Here is a 16,142-nt window from a genome sequence, read left to right on the forward strand (position 1 = left end):
CGCCCTGCTGGTGAACTGAGTGCGCGCGTCCGGCGCGACGCCTGCGTACGTGCCGGTATCAACTGGTCAGCGCCTTGCGAGCTCGTGTGCGCGGTTGGGGCAGAACCCGGAGGGCGAGAACGGAGCCGTCGCTGTGGACGGATACCGGCCCGCGCCAGTCTGAGTCCCACTGGACACGCTGGCTGTCCGACCGGCGCGCGTGCACTTGGCGTCGGTACTCCTCCACGTTCCCTTCGGTGAGGAGACCGAGCAGGGTGGCATCCACGCCGGAGAACGCTTCGACGCGGGTCCCGTTCAGCCGAAAGACGTGGTCCGTGCCGACGAAGGGAGTGCCAAGGAGAGTCCAGGCGGCATCCTGCACGCTGCCGGTTGCCGCGTGCACGGTACCGGTGAAGCGCTGCTTCCCCTGACGTTTCGTCAGGTATCGCGCGGTCGTCTCGCTGTCGCCTGCGAAGGCTGCGATCCCAGCCGCGTTGGTCCGGCCGAGGACCTGCGCGAACCACGAGAAGTGCGGCGGCCGGATCTGGTAGCCGGGTTCGGGTTCGCCTTCTCTGCCCTCGTCGTCGGGCGGCTGGATCCCGGGGTAGATCGCCAGCTCTTGCACGTCGTGATTCAGGCCGGCCGCCAGGTCGTGGGCCAGTGGCTGAAGCCAACCGCCCGTTCCCTCGGCCTGGAGCGCGTGCACGGTCAGCGGTCCCTCGGTCGGGATCTCCGTGCTGAAGACCAAGGCCGGCGTCTCGTTCCAGGCGCCGACGTGCACGGCCTCTGCGTGAGCGGAGGCTGACGCGAGTTGTTCGTGGGACGTCGCGGCATTGCTGTGATTGCCCTTGCATGCAATCGGGATGACCCTGGAGGCTTCCCCGGGCTTCCATACCTCTGCGAAGAGCCGTGGACGATACCGGGAGCCACTGGATCTAGGACCCTTGTCCCTCCCCGTCAGGGCCCAGCCGGCCCGGAGCGCCGTTTCGGCAGGGATGATCGAGACGGAGTGGTCTGGGTACTGGCGGCGCAGCAGTAGCTCGGACAGGGTGCACGCGAAGCCGATTCCGAGCTCCCGTGACTGCAGAGCCTTGTAGTACTCGGCCGTGTCGCGGCCTTCGTCCGAGAGGGCGAGGAACGAGTTCAGTCCACCGACCAGCGCCTGGGTGTACTTGAGGCATCCCCAGTGCTCCGCGAGTCCACGACCGGCACCCTGCCGGGAGAGCGCCATGGCCCGGCCCAAGCAGTGCAGGACTGTCCAAGGGGCGAGTGCCAGCGTTTGATCCAGATCTGTCTCGGGGATGGGGCAGAGGAGGGGCTTGCGCCGTGGAGGCTCGGCCGCAGCCTTGCCGTCGCTCTTGGCTTTCTGCTCGCGGGTTCGGTCGGCTTCAGCCGCAGCGGCCTCCACATTCCCGACCAGGGCAGCGCCGGAGTCGACCGAGATATGCGACGAACGTGCGAGATCCTTGAGCACCTGCGCAGCCTGCTTCAAGCTAACCCCCCGCGACTGTGCGACTACTAACGGCATCCGCAGCAGATAAGCACGTTCAAGTGACGTGTGCAGGACAGTATTCGGCCAATCTGCTCAAGTCGGCCGTTTGGTTGCGGCTCGGCAGGCTGCGAGATGGTCCTGTGCAGTAGCGGTCCACGGGTGCTCGGGTCCGAGTGCTTCTCGGCGCCCCGCGAGCACAAGGGCTGCGTGTTTCTCTGCCTCGGCGGGGCGGCCGAGGTTGAGAAGGGTGCGGCTGAGCAGTGAGCGTGCAGCCAGGGTGATCGGATATTGGAGACCGTAGCGTCCTTCGTGGGCAGCGAGGCAGGCACGGGCCGCGGGGAGGGCGGCTGCGTAATGTCCGGCGCGGAACAGGGCGTTGGCGTAGCTGATCTCGGCGGCGAGGGTGACCGTGTGGAGCGGGCCGAGCTCCTGGGTGCAGCGCTCCACAAGAGCGGGGCCGTTGTCCAGAGCAACTGTCAGGGTAGGTTCGGTGGCTGTTTCGAGCAGGTTTGCCCTGGCCAGCAAGGTGGACGGGTGACTGGAGCCCAGCGTTGCGGCCAGCCCGGCGACGGCGCTCTCGATCAGAGGAGTGCCCTCGTCGGTATTGCCGAGAATGCAGAGCGGCACGCCGAGTCCGAGAAGGCTCTCGAGGGTGTCCGGTGCCTGCGGGCCGAGGGTGTGCCGGAACTGCTCCAGTACCTGGCGGTTGACTGCCACGGACTCCTCCAAGCGGCCGAGCCGCTGCAAGGCCCGGCCGACGCGTTGATCGAGCCGGAGCACGGCAGGGTGGCCCTCCGGTAGCAGCCGCCGGGTGAGGGCCGCGGCATCGGTGGCGAAGTTCAGTGCGGACAGGTAGTCGCCGCTGCGGTGCAGCCCGAGAACCAATCGGAAGGCGGCCGCGGCGGCGGCCTCGATCGTGCGGTCCTGCACGTCACTCCAGCCGGCGAGGCGACGGAGCAGTGCGAGGACATGCGGCACGAGCAGGGTGAGGCGGGGATCGGCGGCGGAACGTTCGGGGTCTTCGGGAAGGGGTGCTGTCAGGAGTTCCGCAGCGAGGCAGCCGAGGAGGTCGTGTTGGTCGGGTGGTGTGCTCCAGGCGACGGCGTCGAGAAGAAGGCGGTGGGTCTGCAGGCAGCGCGGCGGACCGGGGATCAGGTCGGTGAGCGACTGGTCGAGCAGTCCGCGCAGAGCGGTCTCCACGTCGTCCAGTGCTGCTCCGGGGTTCAGCTGGGCGCCGACGAGGAGTGACAGCGGCAAGGGGTCGCTTGCCCAACAGGCGAGCAGCCGCAGGAGCGTGACTGCGGAGCCGATCCCTTGGCGGGTGAGGGCATCGAGATTCAGCTGCCAGGTTCGGCTGACCAGATGCCGTGCCTCGGGGGCGGTGTCTGCACCTCGGTCGAGCAGGTCGATCTGTGTACCTTGGGCCGAGGCGTCCAGATGGTCCCGGTAGTCGGCCAGCTTCCATGGGGAGATGATCTGATTGGCGAGGTAGCCGCCGGCCAGGGTGAGGGCGAGCGGGAGTCGTCCGAGGCGTTCGGCCACGGCGGTGGCGTCCTCGATGTCGCCTGCGTGGGGCGCGAGGTCGCAGAGGACCTGCGCGGCGGCCCGACTGGGAAGCACCCCCACCTGGTGCAGTTCGGCTCCGGGCCACCACCGGGTTGCTGCCTGGCGAGTGGTCACCACGACCGTGCCGCGCGGGCTGGACCGCAGCCAGGTGCCGTTGCGCAGGGTCGCCGGATCGTCGGCGTTGTCCAGCACCAGCAGCCAAGGGTTCTCTGACTGATCGAGCAGGCGCCAGACCAGGTCGGCCCCGGGCAGAAGTCCGCGGCGCACGTTGGAGAGCTTCTCCTCGCCGGCACCTCGGTCCGCTCCTACGGCGAGCATCCCTGCCCGGAGGGAGGAGTCGTCTGAGGCATTGACCCACAGTCCGATTCGTTCGCCGGTCGTGACCACCTCCTGGAACAGCGTGTGAGCGACCGCGGTCTTCCCGCAGCCTCCGAGCCCGTGGAGCACGAAGATCTGGCCGCCCCGGACTTGGCCGCCAGGCCCGGCCTGAATGGCGGCGCGCAGGTGCTTCATGAGCTCCTCCCGATCCCGCAATCGGACAGGGGGCCTGCCTGTCGCGGGATGTCGTACGGAGTCCGGTCCAGGTGCGGCGAGTGCTTCGGCGATGCCGAGATAGACCGCGTCGGCCTTGATGTTGTGCAGGTCCCCAGAAGCCTGGAACACCTGCCCGTGGCCCTCGGCGCGGCCCTCGTTGCGGCTGCTCATCGGACACCCCCAGGGGATGGCGACGTCACACTGGTCATGCTCGCTCCTCGGACGGGGACGGGCTCCGGCCGAGGAGCACGTCAGCGGATGCTCGGGGCTGTCGCGACGGGAGGAGGCACGTTCGCGTCGATGTCGATGTCGATGTCGATGCGGACGAGGGTGCCGTCGCGCAGGGAGGTCAGGAAGTCAGTCCAAGGTGCTACTGAAAATCGGAGGATCGGACCATCTGGATCCTTCGAGTCACGCACATACACATTTTCGAACGGGGGGGGGTGTCGACCTCTATGCACTCATTCCCGGAGTCGCTGTGGCTGCTCTTGTGCCAACCCCGGCTGGCCAGGTGTTCGAGCATGGCGTCCTTCTTCGTCAAGTGCGAGTGGGCTGGGCATTGCCAATTGATCGAGTGCATCGGCGTTATGGGCGGCAGATGTCCGTGATCGAGGTCGGTATTTCCCCGCGTCGTATGGCGCCCACGAAGCTGGACCACGCGTCGGCGCGGAAGTAGATCACTGGGCCGTCCGGATCCTTGGAGTCACGGACAGGTGCGAATCCTCGCGGGGGGGGGGTGAGTATTTCGACGCAGTTGTTGTTGCTGCCGCTGTGGCTGCTCCTGCGCCATACGCGTGCCGGATTCGTACTCATGGTCGGGTCGGGGTGCCTTCCTCGTCGACATCGGATGGACTCTTGGGACTCGATCCGCCAGGCACACCTGAGCGGCTGAGCTCCTGGACCAGAGCGTGGTAGGCCAGGGTGTCGGGATGGTGGGGGCCGAGCGCGTCCGTGGCGACACGGGCGTTCGCCTCGGCGAACTCCCGGGCTTCCCGGAGACGTCCGGCGCCTTGCAGTGCGCGGGCGAGCCGGTCTCGGCCCGCGAGCGTGTGAGGGTGGGTTGCACCGAGCACGCGAGTCCGCGCCCGCAGGACCTCCTGGGCTACTTCCTCCGCCTCCTGCCAGCACTCGCGCTGGAGCAGGATCTCGGCAAGGAGTTGGCCGCAGTTGTGCACCTGCGGATGTGCCGCTCCGAGGAGCCTCACGCTGTCGTCGCGCAGGCTGCGAGCCATCGGCTCTGCCTCCGCGTAGGCGCCGGTTTCCGACAGGATCCAGGTCAGTGTCAGCCGGGCGGCCAGACGCTGCGGGTGGTCCGGGGTGAACGAGTCGGCCGCGTCCGCCATCGCGCTGCGAGCCAACTCCTCCGCGGAGCTCCACTGTTCCTGAGCTCCGAGGGCCTCGGCCAGACAGAGGCGGCTGTGCAGGGTGTCGCGGTGCCGCGGACCGAGCACGCGTGCGCGGCCCTCGGCGGCTCTGCGCATGTGTCGCTCGTCCCTGCTGAAGTCGCCGAGGCCGTAGTAGGCGAGGCCCAGCGTGTGTGCGCTGTCCAGGGTCCGTGGATGATCCGGCCCCAGCGTTTGCTCCTGCTCGTCGAGGACCGCCTCAAGGATCTCTGCGGCCTGCCGGAACTCTCCGGCGGCGCGAAGGGAGCGGCCGTACTCCCGGCGGTCGGTGAGGGCGTCCTCATCGGACTGCCGATCGGGTCGGCCGGTTCGATCGGTTCGGCCTGTGATCTGCCGGATGTCGTCAGCCAAGGCGAGCGCGGCACGGTAGTCACCCGTGTCGTAGTGCTGGGATCGCAGGTCCCGGGCGACCGACAGTGCGCGCTCGGCCGCTTGTCCGGGGACTCGGCCGGCGCGCTGGAGGATGGCCGTGACGTGGGGAGCGAACAGGCGCAACGTCTGCGCGTCCACGCACAGGCCGGGGCCGGCGGCGGTCAGTGCCGAGAGCAGGTCGGCGGCGGCCGTGAGGAGCAGATCACGCTGGTCGAGCGGGATGCGGGCGAAGACGGTGTCGAGCAACAGCCTGTGGCTCTGAATCCCGGGCACCGCCGGGAGGCCGACGTCGCCCGGGACCTCGACCAAAGCGATAAGCGATTGGGACTTGAGGGCTTGCAGAGCACCGTTGGTCTGGTTCGTCAGCAGCGGCGGCTCTGCGGTGTGCAGCGCGGTCATGCTCAGCAAGGCGGGGTGCAGTGCGCCGGTCGGCAGCGGGTCGGCTGCCAGACAGGAGAGCAGGCGGAGCAGTGTGACCGCCTGCGGCACACCCCGACGCGTCAGCACGTCGAGTGAAAGCTGCCAGGTGGCGCCGATCAGACGGCGTAGGTCTACCTCGTCGGGCTCGGCGCCGAGATCGAGCACAGCGCCTGGGTCGTGCTCCAGGCGATCGACGAACTCGCCGATGCTCAGCGGCTCCAGGATCTGCTCACCGAGGAAGGCGCCGGCCAGGAGCAGGGCGAGGGGGTGGCAGCCCAACGCTCTCGCCAGGCGTTCGACCTCGCCGAGATTGCTGTCGCCGACGTTCAGGTCCAGCAGCAGGGCGACGGCGTCGCCCACGTCGAGAACATCCAGGCCGTGGAAGGTGGCCTCGACGGGCCAGGACTTCGGCACGCCGTTGCGACTGGTGATCACGACGGTGCCCTGGGGGCTGTTCCGCAGCCAGCCCGGCTCACGGACCACGGCGAGGTCGTCGAAGTTGTCGAGGACCAGGAACCAGCGTTGCCGCGCGCCGTCGAGATAGCGCCAGACCAGGTCCGCGGGGGCGACGCTCCCGCTGCGAGCTGCGAGGACTTCCTCCTGTGATGCGCCGAGCTCCTGCGCGACACACAGCAAGCCGTCGAAGAAGGACTTGCCGCTGGCGGCGTTGACCCACCACCCGCTCACAGCCTGCCCGGCAGTGTCGCGCGCAGCAGCAACCTCCCCGATGACCGCCTGGACGACGGCCGTCTTCCCACAGCCAGGCATGCCGTGGATGACATGGGTCCCACCGCTCCGCCCGGCGCCCAAGGCGGCGTCCAGCAGGAGCTTGCGCAGCTCACGCCGGTCGTGAACCCGGGTGCGCAACGGGGCTGCAAGTGGGACCCGGACCGAGGCGGGGCCGCTGGGGAGCGGCGTGCCAGTCGCAGGCGCGGTGACATGGGCGTGGTACTCGGTGATGTGCAGGTCGTGCTGGGCGCTGTAGGCACGACCCTGGCCGGTCACCTCCTGCTGCACCCCGCCCGCCGCGCCATCGGAGCCGGTGGTCACTGTTCGGTGACGTGCAGATCGTTGCCGGCTTGGTAAACCCGCGCGTGACCGTCCGCCTTCGCCACAAGGCGACGGTCGCCGGTCTGCGCCTGGCCGGGGGCGGGGAGCGGGATGGCCACTCCGGCGTCGACCAGGGCGGTCCGCAGTGCTTCGGCGGCACGGGGATCAGCGGCGAACAGGGGCTGCAGAGCCTCCTGCCACCGGGTGGCCAAGGCGTGCTCGACCTCGGAGTCTCCCGCCTCCTGAGCCGCGACCACCTGGTTGTGCGCTTGCTCCAGTTCGCCGTCGAGGGCCTCAGCCCCGAAAGGGATGAAGCGGTGCCAGACAGAGACGATCGCCTGCTTCGCCGCCCGGTAGGCGTCGCCAGCCATCGCGGTCATGACCGTCTGCCCTGCCGTGCCCAGGAACAGCTCCACTTCCTCTTGCATGAGCAAACCCCCATGTGTCCTGAACCTGACGACCGATCCTATGGTGCCCCGGGCTCGTGGACAGGAGGTTCGGAGGATTGACTAGGGAGCGGCGATGCCGTCGAGGACCTGGACGGCCACTTCCAGCTCGAAGGGGCGGGGGCGGAACTCATCGCGGAATGCCATATCACGTCCTTTGGCGAGGTTGCAGGCTGCACAGAGCGCCTGGCCATTCTCGACGGTCGTCCGGCCGCCGTCGGCCCACGGGACCCGGTGGTCTGCATGCCACCCAAGATCCAACTCGTGGCCGCAGTGGCGGCTCAGCCCTTCAGCCTGGCGATACAAGACCTGGCGCTGAGCCGGGTTCTGGGCATTCGTTGAGTTGCATGCCGCAGTCAGCTCGGCGTCGATACGGCGAACGCGGTCGCGGGGGAACATCGTTGGCCGTAGCCACATCCCGATCTGGACGTCCGAGCCAAGGGTGAGCCAGACCGGCACTCGGGCGAGCAGGCCGCGCAGGCACCTGTCCGACGTGCCGCCGCTGGCGGGCACGGAGTGGCCGTGGAACGCGATGATCAATCGGGGTCGCTCGTCCAGGAGCATGCCGGTGTTGCGCTCGGGCCCGGCGACCCGCCAGGTTGCGGGGCGGGCCTGGCGCTCGGCCTTCAGGTGGAAGGTGGCCCTCGTCCGGGGCGTCGGCCCGGCCGATGAGCTTGACGAGGGATGCCAGGTGCTCCATCTGGGAGCAGACGGGGATGGGCACGAGGTCGAAGGCGCGTTCGGGCTGGGTCGAGCGGTGCCCGCGCTTGGGGCAATTGGCACGCCGCCCGTCCTCGTCACGGAGTTCAGCCGAGGTACGGGTAGTTGCCTGCCAGGTAGTTGCCGATCTGCTGCCGCATGCTCGGGTGGATGTCGAGCCCGTCGAGGTGCTCGGGGTGGACCCAGCGGACACCGTCGGCCTCGTCATTGATGGTGGGGGTTCCGGAGAGGGGCCGGCCGATGTACGTGTTCTCGTACTGCTGCCGGATCTCGCCGTCGCTGTACGCGACGATGTGGTTCGGGTTGGTGTAGACGCCGAGGAAGCCGGTGAGCTCGGCGAGGATGCCGGTCTCCTCCTGGCATTCGCGGACGGCGCACTGGCCTGCGGTCTCGCCGATGTCCTGGGCTCCGCCGGGCAGGGCCCACTGGCCGGTGTCTCGGCGTCGTTGGAGCAGGATCTCGCCGCTGTCGTTGACGACGAGCAGGTTGCTGGCCGGGATCAGCGTGTTGGCCTTGGGCGCGCTGGGGTCGTTGAGGTACTCGGTCCTGCCCATACGGGGTCACTCCTTGGAGGTCTTGTCGATGGTGGTGCCGTCCCAGCGGCGGGCGGTCTCCCAGAGCGCCTCGAAGCTGGTGACGTACTGCTCGAACCACCCGAGCTCGGCCCCGGCGCCGCGGCGCAGGTGGATGAGGGGGTTGGCGCTCGCGGGCTGGCCCCAGACATGCGGGTTGGCCAAGAGGTTGTCGTCGTACCGGAATAGGGAGGCGTACACCGTGGCGTTGTGCAGGCGGATCTCGCACCCGGGCTCGGTGAGCAGCACACGGTAGTAGGTGAGCGAGGCGCGGATCTTGGCGGCGAGGGTGCCGTCGAGCTCTTCCTCCCGGTCGCGCTGGGCGACGGCGTTGCCCGCGGGGTCGGCGAAGCAGAGGCGGACGGTAACGCCGGCGCGGGCTCTGGCGGTGAGCATTCTGGCGACGTGGGGGTTGGTCTGGGCGAAGAACGTCCCGGAGTAGACGAGGACGTCGATCCGGCGCTCGGTGCTCTCCAGCAGAGACAGCCACAGCTCGCGTGGGACGCTGGCGCGGTTGGGGTAGCAGCCAACGGGCTCGGCGCGGAGCCGAGCGGGCGACGCACGCTGGGGACTGGGCCAGATGTCGTCTTCGGCCACGGAAAGGAGCCCGGCGGTGGTCCAGCGGTGCCGGGCGTGGGGGACGCGGCCGGCGAGCCAGCGGCCGACCGTCTTGGGGTCAACTGCGCAGGCTGCTGCGAGGTCGTCCGGGGTGAAGCCCTGCCGAGCCATGGCTAACCGTAGCTGCTCGTTCACGGAGCTCATCAAATCGGTGACGCCAAGTTGCCGCAAGGACGTCTGGGCACGTCCTCGTGATCGTTGGGATACCGGGCCACGTCGATCGTAGGGTGGGCTGGTGCCTTTGACCGTTCTGTGGGACATCGACCATACGTTGATCGAGAACTGCGGCGTCAGCAAGGAGATCTACGCCGCGGCGTTCACCGCGCTGGCCGGTCTGCCTCCGTCGGCTCCGGTCGTGACCGAGGGCCGGACGGACCGGTCGATCATGGCGGATCTCTTCGGCCGCCATCACCTTCAGCCGCCGTGCTGGGCCGCGATCGAACAGGCACTGGCCGAGGCCGCGGCCGCTCACGCGTCCGAGCTGCGTCGGCGCGGGTACGTCCTGCCCGGGGCCCGGGAGGTGTTGGAGGCGCTGGCCGGCGAGCCTGGCGCGGTGAGCTCCGTGCTCACGGGGAACATCGCCGCCAACGCGCGGGTGAAGCTGGGGGCCTTCGGCCTGGACGTCCTCGTCGATCTCACGGTGGGAGCGTACGGCGCGGACTGCGAGGACCGGTCCGGGTTGGTGCCGGTGGCGAGGCGACGCATCAGCGCGGCCTACGCACTGCCCGCGTCCGTGCCGGTGGTCCTGGTCGGGGACACGCCGCGGGATGTGCAGGCTGCTCTGGCCAACGGCGACGCAGTCCTCGCGGTGGCGTCCGGGAGCTACAGCTCAGACGCCCTCCACGCGGCCGGAGCGAGAGTCGTGCTGCCGGATCTGCGTGACACCGCCCGCGTGCTGGACGTGCTGCGGGAGCTTGCCCGGGCTGACGCGGCAGCGTGATCGGGACGTCCTGGACGTCCCGGCGGCAGAACGAGGCTCCATGGTCGGCCCTGGGTATGGTCCCGGCATGAACCGGAACGGGTGGGCGGCCCAACTCGCGGAGCAGCATCTGTCGGGACCGCTGCAGCGAAGGTGGGAGCACAGTAGAGGCGTGGGGCACAAGGCCGAGTCGATCGCTGATCGGCTCGGCGCGGACGGTCAGCTTCTCGTCGACGCCGCCTGGCTGCACGACATCGGGTATGCGCCCATGGTCGCGTCGACCGGATTCCATCCGATGGACGGTGCGCTGTTCCTGCGGGACGTCGTGGGAGTCGACGACCGGGTGTGTTCTCTCGTCGCCTACCACTCCTCTGCCGTGGCGGAGGCCGCACGACGGGGTCTGTTCGAACGTCTGTCGGCCGAGTTCACGCCGGTCGGTGGCCTTCTGGCTGACGCGCTGACGTACTGCGACATGACGACCTCGCCCGACGGGGAACCGATCTCGGCGGAGGAGCGGTTGGCGGAGATCCTGACGCGGTACGGCCCCGGCAGCCTGGTCGCCGCGGCCATCACGGAGGCGCGCCCGGAGATCCTGCGCGCGGTGGACACCGTCCGCTCGCTGCTTCGTCGCGATCAGCCGAGGTAGGGCCGGGAGTCGCCGGCAAGGTAGTGCTCCAGCCGCATCCGCATGGAGCGGTCCATCGGGAGAGCGGGGATGTCGGCAGTGTCGACCCAGCAGACCTCGCTGGACTCGCTGCTGGCGCGGGGCACACCGGCCGTGGGCCGCGCGGTCAGGACGATGGAGAACTCCTGCCGGACCTCGTCGTTGCTGGTGTAGTGGATGAGGTGCCGCGGGTCGGTGTAGATCCCGACCAGGCCGGTGATCTCGCAGCGGATCCCCGTCTCCTCGTCCGTCTCGCGGACGGCTGCCTGCGTCGCTGACTCGCCGAGGTCGATCGCTCCTCCCGGGACCGCCCAGTTGCCGTTGTCGGTGCGGCGGATCAGCAGGATACGTCCGAGGTCGTCAGCGACGACGACGTTGACGGACGGCACCATGCTGTTGGCCAGGGGCGCGTCGGGGTCGTCGAAGTAGTCGATCCGGCTCGGCATCGTGACCTCATTCCAGGGGAACGGCTTCGGCCCAGACCCGCTCGAAGCTGTCCAGGTAGCTGGCGACCATGCTGCCATCAGCGGTCGCCCGCAGGTGCAGGACCGGCGCCTGGGCGGCGGAGAACCCGTACAGGTGCGTGTTGACCAGGAGTTCGTCGTCGGCTCGATAGATCGAGTTGTAGAGGATCGTGTCGTGCAGCCGGAACTGGATGGCCTCGTTGCCTCGCAGCGGCGCGTACATCACGAGGGCGTTCTCGATCTTGGCGGCCATGGCTGTGCCCACACCTTCGTCGGCGCCGCGGCGGGCCACATGTTCGCTCGCCGGGTTCCCTAGCAGGATGCGGATGCGCACCGCCTGTCCGGCCTTCGCGAGCAGGATGCGGTGGATGCCGCTGTCCTCGGAGAGGAACAGGCCGCTGTAGACCAGGACGCCGATGTCCTTGGTCGCCTTGCTGAACAGCGCGCGCCAGAGCTCGCCGGGCACTGCCGACCGGTCGGGGTAGACACCGAGGACCTCCGTTCCGCCTGGCCCAGCCGTAACCGCAGTGCGGTCCGTCTCCGGCCACAATTCCGCTACCGCGACCCCGAGTAGCTCGGCGACCGCGTACCGGTGACGGGGGTAGGGCGTACGGCCGGAACCGATCCACCGCTCGATGGTCTTCGCATCGACGCGGAGCTCGTCCGCGAGGGTCTGCGGGGTGAGTCCGCGGTCCCGCAGCGCGGCGCGCAGGCGCTCGTTCGGCTCCGTCATCACCCTGGCCTACCCGGCTGATTGGACACCTACGCCCGGACGATCGGCGCCGCGGTGGGGACGTCTCAGGACGTCCCCCAGGCGTCCCGTGGTGCGGTACCCGCGTCCCATCCCCAAGCGGAACATCTTCAACATCGACGGCCCCGGCCGGAGTCGGCGACAGCGAAATGATCACGAGCCCGATGGGAGGTGAGTCTCATGGTGGTAGTCCTGAACAGCGATTCTGGTCATCGGAGTTCGACTGAGGAGTCGGCACCGGCTGCCGTGAGGCCGCCGTACGTGGTCACTCTCGACTGCGCCTTTCCGGTCGGCGTTCGGGCTGCAACGGATGCTCGTCGTTCGCTTCGCGAAGCCTTCCACGAGGTCATCGCCCCGGATGCTCTCAGCGACGCGGAGGTCGTCCTCACCGAGCTGGTGGCGAACTCAGTGACCGCCAGCCAGCTCGGCGCCACCGTCACGGTCGTCGCCCGTCAGCTCGTCAGCAGCCTGCTGATCGAGGTGTCGGACTCCTGCGAACGTCCGCCCCGGCGCCGGGATGCCTCCGCCTTGGACGAAGCAGGGCGCGGGCTCCATCTCGTCGCTCAGATGAGCCGGAGCTGGGGCTGGTATCCCGAGCCGCAGGGCAAGACGGTCTGGGCCCTGCTCCCCGGGGTCGCTCACCCGCACGGCGGCTGCCACGGCGAGGGCGACGCATCGCCGCCCGTCCACGGCTGACGCCGGCGCCTCACCTATTCCTCTGCTTCCTGCTCTCCGACATCCAGCCGCGAGATCACTCGACTTCCGGAAGGGCTGCCCCATGCCTCCACGCCTACCGATCTCCGTCGTCGACCTCGAGCCGCACGCCGCCGCCGAGCTGGCGCGGGCGGCTGGCCCGATCCGTGCCGACCCCTATGCCGAGGGCGATGTGTTCGCCCGGCAGGTCCGCGCTGCCGCCGCGTCCCTGCCGCAGGGCGATCTGACCGCGGTGGTGGACCACTTCGCCGCGCAGCAGGGCTCGTCGAGCCTGCTGATCCGGGGCGTCCCGATCCCCGCTTCGCTGCCGCGGACCCCGGCAGGCAGCTTCCACCAGCAGCCGGAGGCGCGGCCGACCGGGGCGGAGCCGGTGCTGGCACTGGTCGGCGCGCGGCTGGGCGAGGTCTTCGCCTACCGCGAGTGGGACGGCGCGCACCTGGTGCAGAACCGGTATCCGGTCGCCTCGCACCACCAGGTGCAGACCGCGTCCGGCGCGAACGACCTGGTCCTGCACACCGAGGCGTGCTTCACCGCCTATCCCCCCGACTTCCTGGCGCTGCTCGGCCTGCGCCCCGACCCGACGGGGCAGGCCGTCACGCTGGTCTCGGACATCCCCCAAGCCCTGGCCCAGCTCACTCCCGCCGAGCGGGGCGCTCTGCGGGAGCCGCTGTTCGTCTTCCCCACCGATCGCGGCAGCTACGACCACGAGGGCCGGCGCACCACCGAGCCGGTGCCGCTGCTCAAGGACCGCGCCGACGGCCCCGCGCTGGAGTACTCGACCCTGATCACCGCCATCACGGCCCCCGCCGCAGCCGCGCTGGCCGCACTGGAGGAGGCTCTGGGCCGCTGCGCCCAGTCGGTCCTGCTCGGCTCCGGTGACCTGCTGCTGATCGACAACCGCCAGGCCGTCCACGGCCGCACCGCGTTCCGCCCTGCCTACGACGGCACGGACCGGTGGATCCAGCGCGTGCTGCTCCTGCGCCAGCTGCCGTCCGGCGGCCGGGTTGTCCCCGACACGCGTCTGGCCCACTACCCGACCGACTACATCAAGGCCCTCGCCCTGCCCGCCTGATCCTTCCGCCGAGAGCAAAGGACTGGTCCGCCATGTGGCACGGACACAAGGTCGTCGACGCCGACGGCCACATCATGGAACCCCTGTGGGGCTGGGAGGCCTACCTCGACCCGGCCTTCCGCGAGAACCGCCTGCGTGTGGTGCGCGACGAGGAGGACGGCGACAAGCTCCTGGTTCAGGGTCGCCCCTCCGCGCTGGTTCGCCGCCTCGGCGGCCTCCCTGCGCCGGAGGACGGCGAGATCCGCGACTGGAACAGTCTGCCCGCCGACGGCGTCTTCGCGTCCTACCAGGAGTCGTGCACCCGCGCGTCGTGGGACGGCCTGGCCCGGCTCGCCTGGCTCGACCACGCCGGTATCGACGCCACGTTGCTGTTCCCCTCGCTCGGCCTGATCTGGCCCCGCGAGGTCGACCCCACCGGCCCCTGGGCGGTCGCGCACTTCGAGGCGTACAACCGCTGGATCGCCGACATGACCGCCAGCGACCCCGAGCGCCTCCTCCCGGTCGCCCAGGTGCCGGCCACCGAGGACGCCCCCGACCGGTTGCGACGGCTGGCGGACGCGGGCTTCGCCCACGCCATGATCCCCGGCGGCATCCGCGGCAGCCTCCTGCCCGCAGAGCCACTGTTCGCCGCCGCGCAGGACCTGGACATCGCGTTACACCTGCACAAGGTCGCCGTCCCGCACTTCCTGCCCATCGCCCGCAGGCGCGGCGGCAGCACGAGCCTGAGCGCCCCAGCGATGGGGCCGCTGTTCAACCACATCAACGAGACCCTGCCCGGCCAGCTGCACCTCGCGGCCCTGCTCGACGCCCGAGTCCCGGACCGCTACCCGCGCCTGCGTTTCGCCTTCCACGAGTGCAACGCCGGCTGGCTGCCATCCTGGCTCGACCGCGCCGAGGAGTCCTGGCACACGCTGCGCGGCAACGGCCAGACCGACCTGTGCGAGCTGCCGCCCCGCGCCTACCTGACCGATCGCGACACGTTCTTCTTCTCCGTAGGGCTGGGCGAGGACCTCACCCGCCTGCCCGGCTGGCTCACCACGCGGCTCATGCTCGCCACCGACTACCCCCACCCGGGCACCCCGAAGGACCCCGCCGCCGAATGGGCCGATGCACTCGCGGCCCTTCCCGACGCCTTCACCGCCGGGCTGGCCGGCGCCAACGCGGCCCGCCTCGTCTCTGTCCGCAGCGCCAGGAAGGAGCACGAGCATGCCGTCTCGCACTGACCGGGCCGCCCGCTTCCCTCTGACCCTCACCGGAATGGACAAGGTTCGCATCGAGGAGGTCTTCCGCCTCGGCGCGCTCAGGGACGGCGTCCAGCTGACCACGACCGATATCCGCTTCCCCGTCTACGGACAGGTCGTCCCCCGCATCGAGCTCCAGCTGACCGGGCCCGGCTTCGCCAAGAAGATCACCGTCCGCGTCAACCAGGACTCCCCGTTCATGTTCGGCGGCGACCAGCTCAGCGCTCACCTCAACGGCCGGCAGCACGCCATCGGCAGCACCCAGTTCGTCGACGGCGACCGCGCCCCCACCGGCATGTACAACTTCGGGCTCATGCGCGAGAACGGCATGCGGTCCTTCGTCTTCGACTACCACACCTACTGCGCCTTTTCCTGCGACTTCTGCTTCAAGGAGTCCGAGTGGGAGATCCTCGCCCTCCAGGGCGGTGCCAGCTCCAACTACACCGGCAACTTCGACGCCTGCCTCGCCTACGTCGACGCCCACGCTGAGGAGATCAACCGGAACTACGACATCATCTGGCTCTGCACCGGCAGCATCACCAACGAGAAGCTCGAACTCGAACGCCACTGCCGCCTGGCCACCGCTCTGCGGAAGATCGGCTACACCGGAGGCATCTACGTCTCCCAGGTCATCCCTGACCGCATGCGCCGCGACGCAGCCCACCGCAACGACTACCTGACCACGCTGCGGGAAGCAGGGATCAGCCGCTTCAACAGCGGCGTCGAGATCGTCAACAACGAGTACCGCCAGCGCTACGTCCACGGCTACAAGGGCACCCTGACCTTCGACGACTACACCACCGTCTTCACCGACGCCGTCGACGTCTTCGGCCGCCTCGAAGTCGGCAGCTGCCTGCTCGCCGGCATCGAACCGGCCGACGACAGCCTCCGCGGTCTGGAGACCATCGCCGACCTGGGCGTGTGCCCCGCGCCGACCGTCCTCACCCCGTTCGTCGTCAAGCAGATGGACATCCCGTTCCACTACGACCTCGACGGCCTGATCGACGTCCACGTCGGCTTCAACGACATCATCGACCGCTACGAACTCCCCGTCTTCTCCGGCGTGTTCAGCCTCGCTTGATCACGAACGGCTTAATCCGGCCGCACGGACGGGACTGGTTCGGTTATGGTGAACCAGTCCCCCC

General features: G+C 69.3%; 17 protein-coding genes. 6 read left to right on the forward strand and 11 right to left on the reverse strand.

Annotation, left to right across the window (positions count from 1 at the left end; all coding sequences use genetic code 11):
• Positions 1-58: 58 nt before the first annotated feature.
• From ABIA32_RS04725 to ABIA32_RS04765, 9 genes are all read right to left on the reverse strand, one after another.
• A complete protein-coding gene (locus tag ABIA32_RS04725; protein WP_370092534.1) occupies positions 59-1,453 on the reverse strand; it encodes a hypothetical protein in 1,395 nt (464 codons plus the stop codon).
• Between the two features lie 111 nt (positions 1,454-1,564).
• Complete coding sequence (locus tag ABIA32_RS04730) at positions 1,565-3,742, reverse strand: tetratricopeptide repeat protein (protein WP_370092535.1); 2,178 nt, start codon at positions 3,740-3,742, stop codon at positions 1,565-1,567.
• A gap of 80 nt (positions 3,743-3,822) precedes the next feature.
• Positions 3,823-3,990 (reverse strand): DUF397 domain-containing protein, encoded by a 168-nt coding sequence (locus tag ABIA32_RS04735; protein WP_370092536.1) that lies wholly within the window; start codon positions 3,988-3,990, stop codon positions 3,823-3,825.
• Between the two features lie 166 nt (positions 3,991-4,156).
• On the reverse strand, positions 4,157-4,384 hold the full coding sequence (locus ABIA32_RS04740) for a DUF397 domain-containing protein (RefSeq protein ID WP_370092537.1): 228 nt from the start codon (positions 4,382-4,384) through the stop codon (positions 4,157-4,159).
• Positions 4,381-6,816, reverse strand: a complete 2,436-nt coding sequence (locus tag ABIA32_RS04745; protein ID WP_370092538.1) for a tetratricopeptide repeat protein — start codon at positions 6,814-6,816, stop codon at positions 4,381-4,383. The genes ABIA32_RS04740 and ABIA32_RS04745 overlap by 4 nt, the downstream gene beginning before the upstream one ends.
• Positions 6,813-7,244, reverse strand: a complete 432-nt coding sequence (locus tag ABIA32_RS04750) for a hypothetical protein (RefSeq protein WP_370092539.1) — start codon at positions 7,242-7,244, stop codon at positions 6,813-6,815. Before ABIA32_RS04750 ends, ABIA32_RS04745 begins: the two co-directional genes overlap by 4 nt.
• An 81-nt stretch (positions 7,245-7,325) precedes the next feature.
• Positions 7,326-7,802 carry an HNH endonuclease gene (locus tag ABIA32_RS04755; protein WP_370092540.1) on the reverse strand — a complete coding sequence of 159 codons (477 nt, stop codon included), beginning with the start codon at positions 7,800-7,802 and terminating at the stop codon, positions 7,326-7,328.
• A 266-nt stretch (positions 7,803-8,068) separates the two neighbouring features.
• Positions 8,069-8,536: an NUDIX hydrolase gene (locus ABIA32_RS04760; protein WP_370092541.1), complete on the reverse strand. Its 468-nt coding sequence runs from the start codon at positions 8,534-8,536 to the stop codon at positions 8,069-8,071.
• A gap of 6 nt (positions 8,537-8,542) precedes the next feature.
• A complete protein-coding gene (locus ABIA32_RS04765) occupies positions 8,543-9,307 on the reverse strand; it encodes an XRE family transcriptional regulator (RefSeq protein WP_370092542.1) in 765 nt (254 codons plus the stop codon).
• Between the two features lie 100 nt (positions 9,308-9,407).
• Here ABIA32_RS04765 and ABIA32_RS04770 point away from each other — a divergent pair, with 100 nt between their 5' ends.
• Together ABIA32_RS04770 and ABIA32_RS04775 are read left to right on the forward strand one after the other, a co-directional pair.
• Positions 9,408-10,112 carry an HAD family hydrolase gene (locus ABIA32_RS04770; protein ID WP_370092543.1) on the forward strand — a complete coding sequence of 235 codons (705 nt, stop codon included), beginning with the start codon at positions 9,408-9,410 and terminating at the stop codon, positions 10,110-10,112.
• A gap of 67 nt (positions 10,113-10,179) precedes the next feature.
• A complete protein-coding gene (locus ABIA32_RS04775) occupies positions 10,180-10,737 on the forward strand; it encodes an HD domain-containing protein (protein WP_370092544.1) in 558 nt (185 codons plus the stop codon).
• Here ABIA32_RS04775 and ABIA32_RS04780 read toward each other — a convergent pair.
• Together ABIA32_RS04780 and ABIA32_RS04785 are read right to left on the reverse strand one after the other, a co-directional pair.
• Positions 10,725-11,201 carry an NUDIX hydrolase gene (locus ABIA32_RS04780; RefSeq protein ID WP_370092545.1) on the reverse strand — a complete coding sequence of 159 codons (477 nt, stop codon included), beginning with the start codon at positions 11,199-11,201 and terminating at the stop codon, positions 10,725-10,727. The genes ABIA32_RS04775 and ABIA32_RS04780 overlap by 13 nt on opposite strands.
• Positions 11,202-11,208: 7 nt before the next feature.
• A complete protein-coding gene (locus ABIA32_RS04785) occupies positions 11,209-11,952 on the reverse strand; it encodes a DUF5919 domain-containing protein (protein WP_370092546.1) in 744 nt (247 codons plus the stop codon).
• Positions 11,953-12,150: 198 nt separating this feature from the next.
• On the opposite strand from ABIA32_RS04785, the gene ABIA32_RS04790 reads away from it, so the two are divergent.
• From ABIA32_RS04790 to ABIA32_RS04805, 4 genes are all read left to right on the forward strand, one after another.
• Complete coding sequence (locus tag ABIA32_RS04790) at positions 12,151-12,666, forward strand: ATP-binding protein (protein ID WP_370092547.1); 516 nt, start codon at positions 12,151-12,153, stop codon at positions 12,664-12,666.
• 82 nt (positions 12,667-12,748) lie between these two features.
• Positions 12,749-13,756: a TauD/TfdA family dioxygenase gene (locus ABIA32_RS04795; RefSeq protein ID WP_370092548.1), complete on the forward strand. Its 1,008-nt coding sequence runs from the start codon at positions 12,749-12,751 to the stop codon at positions 13,754-13,756.
• A 32-nt stretch (positions 13,757-13,788) separates the two neighbouring features.
• A complete protein-coding gene (locus ABIA32_RS04800) occupies positions 13,789-14,979 on the forward strand; it encodes an amidohydrolase family protein (RefSeq protein ID WP_370092549.1) in 1,191 nt (396 codons plus the stop codon).
• Positions 14,963-16,078 (forward strand): hypothetical protein, encoded by a 1,116-nt coding sequence (locus tag ABIA32_RS04805; RefSeq protein ID WP_370092550.1) that lies wholly within the window; start codon positions 14,963-14,965, stop codon positions 16,076-16,078. The genes ABIA32_RS04800 and ABIA32_RS04805 overlap by 17 nt, the downstream gene beginning before the upstream one ends.
• The last annotated feature ends 64 nt before the right edge of the window (positions 16,079-16,142 follow it).

It is taken from the genome of Streptacidiphilus sp. MAP12-20 (assembly GCF_041262525.1).
Taxonomy (GTDB): domain Bacteria; phylum Actinomycetota; class Actinomycetes; order Streptomycetales; family Streptomycetaceae; genus Streptacidiphilus.